15 protein-coding genes are annotated in these 15,056 nt (G+C 69.1%); 11 read left to right on the top strand and 4 right to left on the bottom strand.

Going from position 1 to position 15,056, the window contains the following annotated elements:
• Nucleotides 1-87 precede the first annotated feature (87 nt).
• Together AC0685_RS13045 and AC0685_RS13040 are read right to left on the bottom strand one after the other, a co-directional pair.
• Nucleotides 88-2,061 (bottom strand): SDR family oxidoreductase, encoded by a 1,974-nt coding sequence (locus tag AC0685_RS13045; RefSeq protein WP_478225696.1) that lies wholly within the window; start codon nucleotides 2,059-2,061, stop codon nucleotides 88-90.
• 58 nt (nucleotides 2,062-2,119) lie between these two features.
• Nucleotides 2,120-2,338, bottom strand: a complete 219-nt coding sequence (locus tag AC0685_RS13040; RefSeq protein WP_478225695.1) for a hypothetical protein — start codon at nucleotides 2,336-2,338, stop codon at nucleotides 2,120-2,122.
• 195 nt (nucleotides 2,339-2,533) lie between these two features.
• Here AC0685_RS13040 and AC0685_RS13035 point away from each other — a divergent pair, with 195 nt between their 5' ends.
• Nucleotides 2,534-3,763 (top strand): NAD(P)/FAD-dependent oxidoreductase, encoded by a 1,230-nt coding sequence (locus AC0685_RS13035; RefSeq protein WP_478225694.1) that lies wholly within the window; start codon nucleotides 2,534-2,536, stop codon nucleotides 3,761-3,763.
• 34 nt (nucleotides 3,764-3,797) lie between these two features.
• On the opposite strand, the gene AC0685_RS13030 is transcribed toward AC0685_RS13035, so the two are convergent.
• The gene (locus tag AC0685_RS13030) at nucleotides 3,798-5,045 is read right to left on the bottom strand and encodes a Bcr/CflA family multidrug efflux MFS transporter (protein WP_478225693.1); all 1,248 of its coding nucleotides are present in this window, start codon (nucleotides 5,043-5,045) and stop codon (nucleotides 3,798-3,800) included.
• A gap of 231 nt (nucleotides 5,046-5,276) precedes the next feature.
• On the opposite strand from AC0685_RS13030, the gene AC0685_RS13025 reads away from it, so the two are divergent.
• From AC0685_RS13025 to AC0685_RS13000, 6 genes are read left to right on the top strand one after another with little or no spacing between them, the layout of a single operon-like run.
• Complete coding sequence (locus AC0685_RS13025; RefSeq protein ID WP_478225692.1) at nucleotides 5,277-6,137, top strand: fumarylacetoacetate hydrolase family protein; 861 nt, start codon at nucleotides 5,277-5,279, stop codon at nucleotides 6,135-6,137.
• On the top strand, nucleotides 6,137-7,438 hold the full coding sequence (locus tag AC0685_RS13020; protein ID WP_478225691.1) for an enolase C-terminal domain-like protein: 1,302 nt from the start codon (nucleotides 6,137-6,139) through the stop codon (nucleotides 7,436-7,438). The genes AC0685_RS13025 and AC0685_RS13020 overlap by 1 nt, the downstream gene beginning before the upstream one ends.
• Complete coding sequence (locus tag AC0685_RS13015; RefSeq protein ID WP_478225690.1) at nucleotides 7,435-8,193, top strand: SDR family NAD(P)-dependent oxidoreductase; 759 nt, start codon at nucleotides 7,435-7,437, stop codon at nucleotides 8,191-8,193. The genes AC0685_RS13020 and AC0685_RS13015 overlap by 4 nt, the downstream gene beginning before the upstream one ends.
• Before the next feature lie 38 nt (nucleotides 8,194-8,231).
• Nucleotides 8,232-9,257: a sugar ABC transporter substrate-binding protein gene (locus AC0685_RS13010; RefSeq protein WP_478225858.1), complete on the top strand. Its 1,026-nt coding sequence runs from the start codon at nucleotides 8,232-8,234 to the stop codon at nucleotides 9,255-9,257.
• The gene (locus tag AC0685_RS13005) at nucleotides 9,254-10,774 is read left to right on the top strand and encodes a sugar ABC transporter ATP-binding protein (protein ID WP_478225689.1); all 1,521 of its coding nucleotides are present in this window, start codon (nucleotides 9,254-9,256) and stop codon (nucleotides 10,772-10,774) included. Before AC0685_RS13010 ends, AC0685_RS13005 begins: the two co-directional genes overlap by 4 nt.
• Entirely contained in the window at nucleotides 10,771-11,787 is a 1,017-nt protein-coding gene (locus AC0685_RS13000; RefSeq protein WP_016336350.1) for an ABC transporter permease, read from the top strand. The genes AC0685_RS13005 and AC0685_RS13000 overlap by 4 nt, the downstream gene beginning before the upstream one ends.
• A gap of 85 nt (nucleotides 11,788-11,872) precedes the next feature.
• Here AC0685_RS13000 and AC0685_RS12995 read toward each other — a convergent pair whose 3' ends face one another.
• Nucleotides 11,873-12,583, bottom strand: coding sequence for a FadR/GntR family transcriptional regulator (locus AC0685_RS12995; RefSeq protein ID WP_034321224.1), 711 nt, complete (start codon nucleotides 12,581-12,583; stop codon nucleotides 11,873-11,875).
• A 106-nt stretch (nucleotides 12,584-12,689) separates the two neighbouring features.
• On the opposite strand from AC0685_RS12995, the gene AC0685_RS12990 reads away from it, so the two are divergent.
• Genes AC0685_RS12990 through AC0685_RS12975 form a run of 4 tightly spaced genes read left to right on the top strand, consistent with a single transcriptional unit; the run spans nucleotide 12,690 to nucleotide 14,954 of the window.
• A complete protein-coding gene (locus AC0685_RS12990; protein ID WP_425342042.1) occupies nucleotides 12,690-12,992 on the top strand; it encodes an L-rhamnose mutarotase in 303 nt (100 codons plus the stop codon).
• On the top strand, nucleotides 12,989-13,960 hold the full coding sequence (locus tag AC0685_RS12985) for an aldo/keto reductase (protein WP_478225688.1): 972 nt from the start codon (nucleotides 12,989-12,991) through the stop codon (nucleotides 13,958-13,960). The genes AC0685_RS12990 and AC0685_RS12985 overlap by 4 nt, the downstream gene beginning before the upstream one ends.
• Nucleotides 13,957-14,802 (top strand): amidohydrolase family protein, encoded by an 846-nt coding sequence (locus tag AC0685_RS12980; protein ID WP_478225687.1) that lies wholly within the window; start codon nucleotides 13,957-13,959, stop codon nucleotides 14,800-14,802. The genes AC0685_RS12985 and AC0685_RS12980 overlap by 4 nt, the downstream gene beginning before the upstream one ends.
• Nucleotides 14,799-14,954, top strand: coding sequence for a hypothetical protein (locus AC0685_RS12975; RefSeq protein ID WP_340687244.1), 156 nt, complete (start codon nucleotides 14,799-14,801; stop codon nucleotides 14,952-14,954). Before AC0685_RS12980 ends, AC0685_RS12975 begins: the two co-directional genes overlap by 4 nt.
• Nucleotides 14,955-15,056 lie beyond the last annotated feature (102 nt).

Here is a 15,056-nt window from a genome sequence, read left to right as displayed (position 1 = left end):
CGGCCCGTGCCCGCCGACCCCCCGGCGTATCGGAAACCGATGGTAGCGGCCGGGGGCGTCCCCCGATCGAGCCCTGGCGGCGGGACGTCAGGGACGGCGGCGCCAGACCAGCCGGGTGACGGCTCCCGCCACCGACGCGAGCGGAGCCTTCCTGGGCAGGCCACGGGATTCCGGCGCTGACTCGGGCATGGCGCGGTAGACGAGATGGGCGAAGAACCGTGCCGTCCGAGGTGCGACGAGCGTCACCAGTTCGGCGGCCGTGCCTTCGGGCAGGTTCAGGATCTCGGGTCGTTTCTCCAGCGCCTTCACCACCAGCGCGGCAGCGCGTTCGGGAGAACTCGACGGCATACCGCGGTAGGACCCGGTCGGCGTGATCATGTCGGTGCGCACCAGCGGCATCCGGACCGAGGTGAAGGTGACGCCGTCGGAAAGCGTTTCCCGGCCGGCGGTCAGCCCGAACTCCTCCAATGCCGCCTTCGAGGCCAGGTAAGCGGAAAACCTCGGCGTGTCCGTTTGCAGTCCTTGGGTCGTCACGTTGACGACGTGCCCGAATCCGCGCGCGGTCATCGACGGCAGCAGGCCCAGCGTCAGCCGCACGGGGCCGAAGTAGTTGATCGCCATCGTCCGCTCGAAGTCGTGGAACCGTTCGGTGGACAGCGAAAGCGACCGCCGGATCGACCGGCCCGCGTTGTTGACCAGCATGTCGACGGCGCCGTGCGCGGCGAGCACGTCCTTGACCAGAGCGTCGACGGCACCGCCGTCGGTGAGGTCGCACGGATACGCCGACGCCTTCCCGCCCGCCGCGACGATCTGCTCGCGGACCTGTTCCAGCTCATCGGCGCGCCTGGCCACGAGGATCACTTCGCCGCCCTTCGCGGCGACGGCCAGCGCGGAGGCGCGACCGATGCCCGACGACGCGCCGGTGATCAGCACCTTGCGGCCGTCGAGGGGTTCCGGCCCCGGACGGCGGCGGCCGCGGTCGGGATCGAGGTGTTCCAGCCAGTATCGGTAGAGCGGACCGGCGTACTCCTCCAACGGCGGCAAGGTGATCCCGCTGCCTCCGAGCGCGGCCGTGGTCGCGCTCGTGTCGAAGTCGACCTCCATGCTCAGATGCGGCAGGACTTCCAGCGGGATGCCGAGTTCCGCCAGCACCGCCGCGCGGGCCGAACGCCCGCCGGGGACGCGGTCGAATCCGGCGGCCGCGGATTTCGCCAGCCGGGTTCCGGCCCGCTTCAGCGCTCCGGACGGCAGGGGAGGAAGGACCGCGGAGATCTTCGGCCCGCCCGCGGCCCGCGCGAAGGCGTTGTAGACCTCGTGAAGCGGCTGTGGCCGGGGCGACGCGAGGTGGTACGTGCTGCCGCTGGGCGCGTCGACGTGCATGAGGTGTTCCATCGCTTCGACGACGTAGTCGACCGGAACGATGTTCGTGGCGCCGAGATCCGGGGCGGCGAGAGGGAGACGCCGGGGCAACGCGGCGAGCCGCGAAATGGCCGGGAGGAAGTAGTACGGGCCGTCGATCTTGTCCATCTCGCCGGTCCGCGAATCGCCGGCCACGGCGGACGGCCGGTACACGCGGAACGGCGTTTTCCCGTGCTGCCGCACGAGTTTCTCCGCCTCGAACTTCGTCGCGTGGTACGGCGACGCGAAGCTCTGTCCAAGGTCGAAATCGGCCTCGGTGAACCGCCCGGCGTACTGCCCGGCGACCGCGATCGACGAGACGTGGTGGAAGAGCCCGGCCTTCGCGGCGACGGCGAACTCCAGGACGTTGCGGGTGCCGTCGACGTTGGCCGCGCGGTTCGCCGCTTCGTCCGCGGTGAGGTCGTAGATCGCGCCGAGATGCACGACGTGGTCAAGGGGCGCCAGATGGGCGGGATCGATGCCCAGCAGGGGTTCGGTCAGGTCGCCGGTGACGGGAACGAGCTTCTCGTGGCTCGGGAGCTTCCCGCGTGAGGTCTCCCTCACGAGAACATGGACGGCTACGGTCTCAGGTCGCCGTAGTAGGCGCGCGACCAGGCGTTTTCCCAGGAAACCCGTCGCGCCCGTCACGAAGTAGGTGGTCATGGCCGGCTCCTTCCGAACGGAGCCGACTCTACCTACTCGGAAGTAGGAACGGTAGTTGTCATTCCTTGTGGTCCGGATGTTCGGCCACCGCGACCACGGCGTCGCGGAGCGCGGCGCGCAAGCGCCCCACGTCCAGCGGCCCCAGTACGGCGGCCTCTCCGGGCGGTGCCACGAGCACGATCTTGTCGCTGCTCACGAACACCGTCACGTCCCTGCGCCTGCCCGCGAGATCCCGGCAGCCGACCGACCATTCGTCCCGGGGTGCCAACGTCCTCATCCTCCCGTATCCCATGATCTCCCTTTCTCGTCCGAGGCTGGGACGAGGCGCTTTCGGGGGCGTGACGCGGGTTACCCGACATTCCTACTGATGGGTTAACCGATCCCTCGTATCGTGATCGACTTCCGCCTTCACTGAGCCGGACGAGCACGAACGGGAGTAGCGTCCGGGGGAGGACTGCTTGGGAGGTCATCGATGTCCGAACCCAGGAAGATCGTCATCGTCGGAGCCGGTCTCGCCGGAGCGACGGCGGCCGGGACGCTGCGAGAGCGCGGTTACGCGGGAGAAATCCTGCTGCTCGGCACCGACACGCATCGCCCGTACGAATTACCGCCCTTGTCCAAAGGGCTCCTGATGGGCAAGGCCGATGAACCCGACTGGGTGCACGACGAGGGTTTCTACGGAGAGAAGGACATCGCGTTCGAGAGCGGCGTGACCGCGACCAAGGTCGAACTCGGCGCGCGGCTCGTGCACGACGACGCGGGCGGTGAACACCGTTTCGACCGGCTCGTGCTTGCGACCGGCTCGGGGGCGCGCTCGCTGCCGGTGCCCGGCGGGGACCTGCCGGGACTGCGGACCCTGCGCACCCTCGACGACGCGCTGGCGCTGCGCTCGGCGTTCAAGGATGCCGGACGGGTGGTGATCGTCGGCGCGGGCTGGATCGGGACCGAGGCCGCGGCGGCCGCCAGGGAACACGGTGCCGAGGTGACCGTGGTCGACCAGGTCGGCTCACCCTTGCTCGCGGTGCTGGGCGAGCAGGTGTCCGGGGTGTTCAAAGGCCTGCACACCGAGCACGGCGTGAACTGGCGTTTGGGTGAAGGCGTCGCCGGATTCACGGGCGGCCCGGACGGGGTGACGGGTGTTCGCCTGAAGAGTGGTGACGAGCTTCCCGCGGACGTCGTCCTGGTGGCCGTCGGCGCCGCGCCGCGGGTCGACCTCGCGCACGCCGCCGGGCTGGAACTGTCCGACGACGGAGGCGTCTGCGCCGACGCCGGCCTGCGGACGGCGGCGCCCGACGTCTACGCCATCGGCGACATCGCCGCGCATTTCCATCCCCGCTACGGAAAACGTGTCCGCGTCGAGCACTGGTCGAACGCGAAGTGGCAGGGCGAGCACGTCGCCGGGAACCTGCTGGGGGAGAACAAGCCGTACCTGCGGAGTCCCTATTTCTTCTCGGACCAGTACGACCTTGGCTGCGAATACCGGGGTCTCGCCGATCCCGAACGGGGTGAGCTCGTGGTGCGGGGCGATCTCGCGGCGCGGGACTTCACGGCGTTCTGGCTGCGGGACGGGCAGGTGACCGCCGCGATGAACGTCAACCAATGGGACGACGGGGACGCGTTGAAGGCCCTGGTCGAGGGGCGCGCGGCGGTGACCGCGGAGCAGTTGAGGGCCGCTGACCTCAAGGGACTCGTGAGTGGCTAGGACGGTAAGAACCGTCCTAGCCACTCACGAGCCTCTACGCCCGCGCGGCCGCCAGTGCTGGTGTCGCGGACCGCGTCATGGTCCCGAAGGCCAGCAGCGCCAGTACGCCGAAGGCCGCCATCACGATCCCCATCGGGACCGCGGTGCCCGCGCCGCCCAGTCCGACCAGCGGAGTCGCCAGCCCGCCGACGACGAACTGCAGCACGCCGAGCAGCGCCGATGCCGAACCGGCGGACCGCGCCTGTTCGGCGAGCGCCAGGGAGCTCGCGTTCGGCGCCACCATGCCGATGCTCGACACCAGGATGAACAGCGGGATCAGCAACCCGGCCAGGCCGAGGTCCAGCACCGCCGCGGCCAGGACGCCGAATCCGGCGACCGCCGCGATGACGAGACCGACGGTCAGCAGGGTCCGTTCCGGGAAGCGGCCGACGATACGCCCGTTCAGCTGGCCGACGGCCACGATGCCGATGCCGTTGAGCCCGAACACCAGGCTGTACGCCTGCGGGCTGAGCCCGTAGACGCCTTGCAGCGCGAAGGACGAGCCGGAGATGTAGGCGAACAGGCTCCCGAACATCAGCCCGGAGGCCAGCGCGTAGCCGAGGAAGCCGCGGTCGCGGAGCAGGCTCGCGTACTTCCGCAGCACCGAGCCGAACCGCGCGGGCGTGCGGCGTTCCTCGGGCAGCGGTTCCGGCAGCAGGAAGAAGACGACGGCGAGCAGGATCGCGCCGAACACGGTCAGGCAGACGAACACGCCGCGCCACGAGGTCCAGTTCAGGATCTGGCCGCCGATGATCGGCGCCAGGATCGGGGCGAGCCCGTTGACCAGCATGAGCAGCGAGAAGAACTTCGTCATCGCGGTGCCGGAGTAGAGGTCGCGCACGGTCGCCCTGGCGATCACGATGCCCGCCGCGGCGCCGAAGGCCTGGACGCCTCGTGCGGCGATGAGCAGCTCGGCGGTCGGGGCGACGGCGCACAGGATCGAGCCGACCATGTAGAGCGCGAGGCCCGCCACGAGCGGTTTGCGGCGGCCGATCGCGTCGGACAGCGGTCCGAGGATCAGCTGGCCGAGGGCGAGCCCGATGATGAACGCGCTCAGTGTGAGCTGCACGGTCGCGTCCGCCGCGCGCAGTTCGCCCGCCATCCGCGGCAGCGCGGGCAGGTACATGTCGATGGACAGGGGCCCGAAGGCGGACAGGCCGCCGAGGATCAGGACGAATCGGGCGCGTCCGCTCGTGCGGGGCCGCGCGACGGGTTCTTCCACTCGCTCGGGCGCGATGGTCATGCTCTTCCCTTCCCCAGTCATGGTTCCGCGACGAATAACTTGCTTAGAGTAGGTAACTATTCCCTCTGTGACCCATCGCACTTCCTCGTCCGACTACTGATCCGATCAATTTTCGATCCAAATCCGAACGGACCCTAGATCTTGGCGAAGCTCGTCGGGTATACATCGGATGTCTGTTCGTTGCTGTGGGAGCCGTTGATTGTTGGCGGTTCGGCTTGAAGGGAAAAATCCGTGCAGCTGTTGCGACTCGGGGAGCCGGGAAGTGAGCGTCCGTTCGTACGTGCCGGGGACGGCACGCTGCGCGACCTCTCGGGGCTGACCACCGACATCGATGGCGGCTTCTTCGCGAGCGACGGCGTGGCCAGGGTCGCCGCCGCGCTGGCCGCCGGTGAGCTGCCCGAAGCCGGCCCCGAATCCGCGCGGGCCAGGGTGGGCGCGCCCATCGCGCGGCCGGGCAAGGTCGTCTGCATCGGCCTCAACTACCGGCAGCACGCCGAGGAGTCCGGTGCCGCCGTCCCGACCGAGCCCGTCGTGTTCATGAAGGCCTCCGACGCCGTCGTCGGCCCGGAGGACGACGTGCTCGTGCCGCGCGGTTCGACCAAGACCGACTGGGAGGTCGAGCTCGGCGTCGTGATCGGCAAGACCGCGCGCTACCTCGAAAGCGCCGAAGAGGCCCTCGGGTACGTCGCCGGCTACACCGTCTCGAACGACGTGTCCGAGCGCGAGTTCCAGCTCGAACGCGGCGGCACCTGGGACAAGGGCAAGTCGTGCGAGAACTTCAACCCGCTCGGCCCGTGGCTGGTCACCGCCGACGAGGTGCCCGATCCGCAAGCCCTCGGCCTGCGGTTGTGGGTCAACGGCGAGAAGAAGCAGGACTCCTCGACCAAGGACATGATCTTTCCGGTCGCCGAGATCGTGCACTACCTGAGCCGGTTCATGGTGCTGCGCCCCGGCGATCTCATCAACACCGGCACTCCGCAGGGCGTCGCCCTCGGCCAGCCGGATCCCAAGCCGTACCTGCGCGAAGGGGACGTCATCGAGCTCGAGATCGACGGCCTCGGCCGCCAGCGCCAGAACGTCAGGCAGGCGTGATGGCGAAGATCGTGGGCATGGAGGTGCTCGACGTCCGGTTCCCCACGTCGCGGGAGCTCGACGGTTCGGACGCCATGAACCCGGACCCGGACTACTCGGCCGCGTACGTCGTGCTGCACACCGACGGCGGTCCGGACGGGTACGGACTCGCTTTCACCATCGGCCGCGGCAATGACGTCCAGGCCGCGGCGATCCGCGCGCTGGAACCGCACGTCGTCGGCATGGACGTGCCGACCGACGCCGCCGCTCTCGGCGCCCTGTCGAGGACGCTGGTCGGCGATTCGCAACTGCGGTGGCTCGGCCCGGAAAAGGGTGTCGCGCATATGGCGATCGGCGCGGTGGTCAACGCCGCCTGGGATCTCGCGGCGCGCGTCGCCGGCCTCCCGGTCTGGCGATTCGCCGCCGAAATGTCGCCCGAGGACCTGGTCTCCCTCGTCGACTTCCGCTACCTGACCGACGCGCTGACCGAGCAGGAAGCGCTCGACATCCTCCGCGCCGCCGAGCCGGGCCGCGCCGAGCGGATCGCCCGGATCGAGCGTGACGGATACCGCGCGTACAGTACTTCTCCCGGCTGGCTCGGCTACTCGGACGCGAAACTGGTCCGGCTCGCCGAGCAGGCGGTGGCGGACGGCTTCGAGATGATCAAGCTGAAGGTCGGCGGGAATCTGGAGGACGACGTTCGCCGGATGAAACTCGCCCGCGAGACCGTCGGCCCGGACATCCGGGTCGCCGTCGACGCGAACCAGCGCTGGGACGTCTCGACCGCGATCACCTGGATGACCGCGCTGGCGCCGTACGACCCGTACTGGATCGAGGAACCCACCTCGCCGGACGACGTGCTCGGGCACGCCGCGATCGCCAAGGCGCTCGCCCCGATCCGGGTGGCCACCGGCGAGCACGTCCAGAACCGCGTGGTGTTCAAGCAACTGTTGCAGGCGGGCGCGATCTCGGTGCTGCAGCTGGACGCCGCCAGGGTCGGCGGGTTCAACGAGAACCTGGCGATCCTGTTGCTGGCGGCCAAGTTCGGGATCCCGGTGTGCCCGCACGCCGGCGGTGTCGGGCTGTGCGAACTCGTCCGGCACCTGTCGATGTTCGATTTCGTGGCGGTATCCGGCTCCGGCACCGACCGGTCCATCGAGTGGGTCGACCACCTCCACGAGCACTTCACCGATCCGGCCGCCGTCGTCGACGGCCGCTACGTCGCCCCGTCCGCGCCGGGCTTCTCGGCACGGATGCACGACGCGACGCTGCGCCGGTTCACTTTCCCCGACGGTCCGGAATGGACGGAGAAAAGCAAGTGAGTGAGTTCGAAGGCCTCGTCGCGGCGGTCACCGGAGGCGCGTCGGGAATCGGCCGGGCCACCGCGGACCTGCTCGCCGCACGCGGGGCGAAGGTCGCGGTCCTCGACCTGAATCCCGGCGACCTTCCCGAAGGTCTCACCGGATTCCGCTGCGACGTCGGTTCCGACGAAGAGGTCCGGTCGGCGATCGACGCGGTCGCGGACCGGTTCGGCGGGATCGACGTCCTGGTCAACAACGCGGGTATCGGCGCGCAGGGCGACGTCACCGCCAACAGCGACGACGAATGGCACCGCGTGCTCGACATCAACGTCGTCGGCATGGTGCGGCTGGCGCGGGCGGCGTTGCCGCACCTCAAGAACTCGCCCTCGGCCGCGATCGTCAACACCTGTTCGATCGCCGCGTGGGCGGGCCTGCCCAACCGCGCGCTGTACTCGGCCAGCAAGGGCGCGGTGCTCTCGCTGACCCTGGCGATGGCGACCGACCACCTCGCCGACCGGATCCGGGTCAACTGCGTCTGCCCCGGCACCGCGGACACCCCGTGGGTCGGCAGGCTGCTCGACGCGGCCGGCGATCCCGAGGCCGAACGCGCCGCGCTGGCCGCACGTCAGCCGATGGGCAGGCTGGTCACCGCGGACGAGGTCGCGAACGCGGTCGTGTACCTGGCCAGCCCGCTGTCGGCTTCGACCACCGGCACGGCGCTCGCTGTCGACGGAGGTATGTACGGGTTGCGTCCGCGCGGCCCGGTCCAGCAGTAGTTTTCGCTGTCGTCAAGGAGGATGCGGTGCGTACGAGGGTGATCAAGGTGGCCGCCGCGGCCACCGCGTTCGGGCTGGCCCTGTCGGCCTGTGGGTCCACGAAGGACAACGCCCCCCAGCCGGGTGCGGGCGGGGGCGGCAAGGTCGGTGCGACGATCCCGTTGCTGACTTCGCCGTTCTGGCAGGCCTACAACAACTACGTACCGCTGAAGGCGAAGGAACAGGGTGTCGAGGCGCTGCCGACGGTCAACGCGGACAGCGACTCGGCGAAGCAGATCACCGACATCAACACCTTGCTCAACCAGGGCGTCAAGGGCCTGGTCGTGACACCGCTGGACTCCGCCGCCGTCGTGGCGGGCCTCAAAGCGGCGGAGAACAAGGGGGTCCCGGTGGTCGCCGTCGACGTCGCGCCGGAGAGCGGCAAGGTCGCCATGGTGGTGCGCGCGGACAACAAGGCGTACGGCACCAAGGCCTGCGAGGCGATCGGCGCGAAGGTGACGTCGGGCAAGGTCGTGCAGGTCATGGGCGACCTGGCCTCGGTCAACGGCCGCGACCGCTCCGAGGCGTTCCGGCAGTGCATGAAGACGAAGTACCCGGACGTCCAGGTGCTGGAGGTCGCCGCCGAATGGAAGGCGGACAAGGCTTCGTCCGGTTTGGACAGTCTGCTGACCGCGAACCCGGATATCAAGGCCGTGTACATGCAGGCGGGCGGCGTGTACCTGGCGCCGACGCAGCAGGCGCTCAAGCGCAAGAACCTCTACTTCCCGGTCGGCGACCCGAAGCATGTCGTGCTGGTCAGCAACGACGGCATCCCGCAGGAGCTCGCCGCGATCCGCGCGGGCGAACTCGACGCGACCGTCTCGCAGCCGGCCGACGACTACGCCAAGTACGGCATGTACTGGATCAAGAAGGCCATGGCGGGGGAGACTTTCAAGGCGGGGCCGACCGATCACGGCAGCACCGTCGTCGAGGTCCGGCCCGGCATCCTGGAAGACCAGCTCCCCGCGCCCGTCGTCACCAAGGACAACGTGGACGACAAGGCACTCTGGGGGAACAACCTGTGAGCGCGCTGCCCGCCGGATCCGCCGCCGTGCCGGTGGTCAGCGCACAGGGCGTCGGCAAACGCTACGGCCCGACCGTGGCGCTGTCCGACGTCAGCCTCACCGTGCACCCCGGCGAGTCGCACGCGCTCGTCGGCCGCAACGGTGCCGGGAAATCGACACTCGTCTCCATCCTCACCGGACTGTCCAAAACGGACACCGGGCGCGTCGAGTTCGGCGGCGTCCCCGCACCGCCCTTGTCCAGGCAGGACGACTGGAAACGCGCGGTCGCCTGCGTCTACCAGCACGCGATGGTGGTCCCGCAGCTGACCGTCGCGGAGAACCTGTTCCTCAATCGCCAGTCGGGCAAGGGGTTCGCGATCGGCTGGCAGCGGTTGCGCCGTCAGGCACGGGAACTGCTCGACTCCTGGGACGTGCGGGTCGACGTCGACACCCCGGCGGGCGAGCTTTCGGTGGAGGACCGGCAGTTCGTCGAGATCGCCAGGGCGCTCTCCTACGGTGCCCGGTTCATCGTTCTCGACGAACCGACGGCGCAGCTGGACAGCCAGGCGATCGAACGGCTCTTCGCGCGGATGCGCCAGATGCAGGACAACGGGGTGACGTTTCTGTTCATCTCGCATCACCTCCACGAGGTCTACGAAGTCTGTCAGGCGGTCACCGTGCTGCGCGACGCCAAGCACATCCTGACCGCGCCGGTCTCCGAGGTCGGGCGTGCCGAGCTGATCGACGCGATGACCGGTGAGCAGGGCGGGCTTTCCGTGCGCGACGCCTCCGCCCGCGAGGCGCTGGCTCAGGACGCCGACGAGGTGCTGACCGTCGACGGGCTTTCCGGTGACGGGTTCTCCGACGTGACCCTCCGGATCCATCGCGGCGAGGTGATCGGGCTCGCGGGCAGCAACGCCAGCGGCAAGCATCAGGTCGCCGAAACCGTGTACGGCCTCCGTTCGCCGTCCGGCGGCACGATCGAGGTGGACGGGAAGCCGCTGAAACCGGGCGACATCCCGGCCGCGATCCGCGCCGGGATCGGCTGTGTGCCGAGGGACCGGCACCACGAGGGGCTGGTGCTGGAGCATTCCATCGCGGACAACGCCACACTGTCCATTTTGGACCGTATGGGGAAGGGAGGCCTGGCGTCACCGGGCGCGCGATACGGCCGTGCCGCCCAGGCGTTGAAGGACTACGACATCGTCGCGGCCGACGCGGACCAGCCGGTGTCCGACCTTTCCGGTGGCAATCAGCAGAAAGTCGTCCTGGCCCGCGCGCTGGCCGGGGATCCGCGCCTGGTGGTGCTCATCAATCCGACCGCGGGCGTGGACGTGAAATCGAAGGAAGCGCTGCTCGCGGTCGTCGACCGGGTGCGCGCGGAGGGCAAGGCGGTGCTGATCGTCAGCGACGAGCTGGACGATCTTCGTCTGAGCGACCGGGTGCTGGTGCTGCGCGCCGGTGCCGTGGTCGCCGAACACCGGGCGGGCTGGTCCGACGGCGACCTGGTGGCCGACATCGAAGGAGTCGAACGGTGACCGAGTTGATGACCGATCCGAAGACTTCGACACTCGCGGCACCGCCGAAGCGCCGGAAGTTCCGCTGGCTGCGCGAACTCGCCCTGGTGCCCGCGCTCGTCGTGGTGCTGATCATCGGAGGACTGATCAGTGACACGTTCCTGACCTTCGGCAGCATCGTCGGGATCCTGTCCGCCTCGGCAGCGCTGTCGATGGTGGTGCTGGGCGAATCCCTCGTGCTGCTCACCGGGAAGTTCGACCTGTCGCTGGAATCCACCATGGGCATGGCGCCCGCGCTCGGCGCGATGCTGGTCATCCCAGTGGCGTCCTCGGGCTTCGGCACCGAGATCCCCGGCTTCGCGGGCATCCTCGCCGTACTGGTGGCCGGTGCCGCGGTCGGGTTCGTGAACGGCTTCCTGATCGTCAAGCTGAAGCTGAACGCCTTCATCGTCACGCTGGCGATGCTGACGGTGCTGCGCGGCACGCAGATCGGGTCCACCCAGGGAAAGACGCTCTTCGATCAGCTGGACGTGTTCACCGCGCTGGCCACGACGACGTTCATCGGGCTGCCGATGTCGGTGTGGCTGGCCGCGGCGCTGTTCACCGTGTTCGGGCTGGGACTGCGGTATCACCGGATCGGCCGGTCGCTCTACGCCATCGGCGGCAATCGGGAAGCCGCGCGGGCTGCCGGTATCCGGGTCGACCGGATCTCGTGGGGTGTCTTCGTGGTGGCCGGTGTGCTGGCCGCGCTCGGCGGGCTCGCGTACACCGGCTACGTCGGCGCGCTCGGGGCGGACCAGGGCGACGGATTGATCCTTCAGGTGTTCGCGGCTGCGGTGATCGGCGGTGTCTCACTGGACGGTGGGAAGGGCACTCTGGTCGGGGCGCTCACCGGTGTGCTGCTCCTGCAGACGGTCACCAACCTGCTGCAGGTGGCGCAGGTGCCGCCGGAATGGCTGAAGGCGATCTACGGCGTGATCATCCTGGTCGCGCTGATCATCTCCCGCTATGCCGGCGGGAAGGCCCAAACGTAGTCCGAAAGTCCGTGAAGGCCTCCTTCCCTACCTTGAGAGTAGGGAAGGAGGCCTTCACGGAGCGTCCATGGAGGAGAGTGCGGTGTCAGGAAGCTTCGGCGGCCGTGGTGGGGTCGTCGGCGGTGCCGAGCGCGTTGCGGAGCCACTGCTCCACCCCCGCCACGTGCACGGTCGCCCAGGAACGCGCGAGTTCGGGCTCGCGGGCCGCGATGGCCTCGTAGATCGCCGTGTGCTGCTCGCGGGTCTTCGCGACCGCGCCCTCCTGGGTGAGCCCGCGCCAGATGCGGGCCCGCGCGGTGGGGCCGGACAGGCTGTCCAGCAGGGAGCACAGCACCGGATTGCCGGAGCCGTCGGCGATCTTGCGATGGAACTGCAGGTCGTTCGCGACCAGCGCCTCCACCGTCGGCGAGTCGGCCAGTTCGTCGAGCAGGCGGCCTAGTTCCTCGATGTCCTCGTCGCTCATGTGCATCGCGGCCAGCGCCGTCGCCGCCGGTTCGAGGATCCGGCGCACGGCGAGGAAGTCCAGCACGGTGTCGTCGCGGTGGAAGTCCACCACGAACGTCATCGCGTCGAGGAGGAGATTCGGTTCGAGGCTGGTGACGTACGTTCCGTCGCCCTGGCGGACGTCGAGCACGCGGATCAGGCACAACGCCTTCACCGCTTCGCGCAGCGAACTGCGGGACAGGCCGAGCCGCTGGGCCAGTTCGGCCTCCTTCGGCAGCCTGTCGCCCGGAGCAAGCTCGCCGGAGATGATCATGTCCTTGATCTTGTCGATCGCGACATCGGTGACCGGCATGTTCCACCGCCCTCCCCGAAGACCTCGGATGTTTGAGTGTTAGTTGACAGAGTGCCATGTTTCGAGTCGAGGAGGCGCGGTGACCCACGGTGTCGCACTACAAAGAGTGGCGCTCCACACCCGGTTGAAGCCGGGCAAGGAGGCCGAATACGAGTCGGTCCACGCCGTGATCCCGCCTGAGCTGGACGAAGCCTTGCGCGGTGCGGGCGTGCGTTCGTGGCGGATCTGGCGGGACGGGCTCGACCTGTTCCACGTCGTGGAGGTCGAGGACTACGCGAAGATGCGCGCGATCCTGCGCGATCACCCGGCCAACATCCCGTGGCAGGCACGGATGTCGGAACTGCTCGACGTCGAGGACGACTACTCGGGCGACGATTCGGGGCTCGGCCTCGTTTGGGAGCTTCCGTGAAGATCCCCCTGTCCCCGCTGGGGCTCGGCTGCGCGCAGCTGGGCAACCTGTACCACGCCATCACCGACGAGACGGCCGAAGCGACCGTCCGGCAGGCGTGGGACGAAGGCATCCGTTACTTCGACACCGCCCCGCACTACGGTCTCGGGCTGTCGGAACGGCGGCTGGGCGCGGCGCTTTCGGCGTATCCCCGCGCGGATTTCGTGGTCTCGACGAAGGTCGGCCGCGTGCTGGAACCCGATCCCGGCGGCGCTTCGCGCACCGACTCGCAGGGTTTCGTCGTTCCCGCCGCGTACAAACGCAGATGGGACTTCAGCCGCGACGGGATCCTCCGGTCGCTTGAGGACAGTCTGGAACGGCTGGGGCTCGACCGCGTCGACGTCGTCTACGTGCACGACCCGGACGAACACTTCGAGGACACCGTCAACGGTGCGTTCCCCGCGCTGCTCGAACTACGGGAGCAGGGTGTCGTCGACGCCATCGGGGCAGGGATGAATCAGGCGCCGATGCTCACGGAGTTCGTCCGCCGGTTCGATCTCGACGTGATCCTGCTGGCCGGCCGGTACACCCTGCTCAACCAGCCCGCGCTCGACGACCTTCTTCCGCTGTGCGCGGAACGCGGCGTGGACGTGGTGGCGGGCGGGGCGTTCAACGCCGGGATCCTCGCCACCGCGTCGCCGGGCACGATGTACGACTACGCCGAGGCCCCCGCCGAACTGGTGGAGCGCGCCCAGCGGATCGCCGACGTCTGCGCGCGGCACGGTGTCGAACTCCCGCAGGCCGCGCTGGCGTTGCCCGCCGCGCATCCATCGGTGGTGTCCGTCGTCGTCGGCGCGCACGATCCCGGCCAGGTCCGGCTCAACGCCGAACGGTTCCGGCGTCCGGTGCCACGCGAGGTGTGGACGGACCTGATCCGTGCGGGACTGTTGCGTGAGGACACCGTGCTGCGGCAGGAGGGACGGCCGTGATCGACGCGCACCATCATCTTTGGGATCCCGCGCGGCGGGACTACCCGTGGATGACCGGTACGGCACTGGAACCGATCCGCCGTCCGTACACAGTGGACGGTCTGCGCACGGTGACGAAGGCGGCGGGAGTGAAGGGGACCGTGCTGGTGCAGACGGTCTCGTCGGAAGAGGAGACGCGCGAGTTCCTCGCGGCGGCTCAGGCCGAGCGGCTCATCGTGGGCGTCGTCGGCTGGACCGACCTCACCGCGCCCGGCGTCGCCGAGCGCGTGGCGTCGTTTTCCGGGCCCTTGGTGGGAATCCGGCATCAGGTGGAGGACGAGCCGGACCCGTCGTGGCTGACGCGGCCCGAGGTCCTGCGTGGTCTCGCCGCCCTCGGCGAGGCCGGGCTGGCGTACGACCTGCTGGTGAAGCCACCGCAGCTCCCCGCCGCGCTCGCCGCCGCGAAAGCGTTGCCGGACCAGGTTTTCGTGCTCGACCACGCCGCGAAGCCACCGATCGCCACGGGCGAATGGCAGCCGTGGGCCGATGGTGTCGCGGCCTTGGGGGAGCTGGACAACGTGTACTGCAAGCTTTCGGGGCTGGTGACCGAGGCCGACTGGGCGCGGTGGAAGGTCGGGCATCTGGCGCGCTGGGCCGAACACGTACTGGAGTCCTTCGGGGCTTCGCGGCTGATGTTCGGCTCGGACTGGCCGGTCTGCGAGCTCGCGGCGGCGTACGAAGTCGTCGTGGACACCGCCTTTTCGTTGACGGGCTCGCTGAGCGACGGTGAGCGGCTGGAGTTCTTCGACGGCACCGCGAAGCGCGCTTACCGGCTTCCCGCCGCGGGTACCCGGCCCTCATGACGACAGCACCGTTCGAACCGAACCCCCACACCGGGGAAGTCCGTATCGCGGCCGCGGACGCCGGACCGGGCGCACCGGAGCCCGCCGAAGGCTTCGGCCCCGTCGACAACGAGGACGACACGTCCGTTCCCCCGGACGACGAGGACCAGTGAGCCGGCTGGATGTGCCGAGCCCCACGTGCCGCGCCGGTTTGGCCGATGGCGGGGCGGGTATCGAGTGCTCGTGACTTCCTCTATGGAGAAAGAGCCCGGCGC

The organism is Amycolatopsis sp. NPDC043889 (genome assembly GCF_056435645.1).
This window is presented reverse-complemented; position numbering and strand designations above follow the sequence as displayed.

Bases quoted from the DNA above. Each gene is read 5' to 3' on its own strand.
- AC0685_RS13030 (WP_478225693.1), bottom strand. From the start codon at position 5,045: ATGACCATCGCGCCCGAGCGAGTGGAAGAACCCGTCGCGCGGCCCCGC.
- AC0685_RS12975 (WP_340687244.1), top strand. From the start codon at position 14,799: ATGACGACAGCACCGTTCGAACCGAACCCCCACACCGGGGAAGTCCGT.
- AC0685_RS12995 (WP_034321224.1), bottom strand. From the start codon at position 12,583: ATGCCGGTCACCGATGTCGCGATCGACAAGATCAAGGACATGATCATC.
- AC0685_RS13040 (WP_478225695.1), bottom strand. From the start codon at position 2,338: ATGAGGACGTTGGCACCCCGGGACGAATGGTCGGTCGGCTGCCGGGAT.
- AC0685_RS13045 (WP_478225696.1), bottom strand. From the start codon at position 2,061: ATGACCACCTACTTCGTGACGGGCGCGACGGGTTTCCTGGGAAAACGC.
- AC0685_RS13035 (WP_478225694.1), top strand. From the start codon at position 2,534: ATGTCCGAACCCAGGAAGATCGTCATCGTCGGAGCCGGTCTCGCCGGA.
- AC0685_RS13020 (WP_478225691.1), top strand. From the start codon at position 6,137: ATGGCGAAGATCGTGGGCATGGAGGTGCTCGACGTCCGGTTCCCCACG.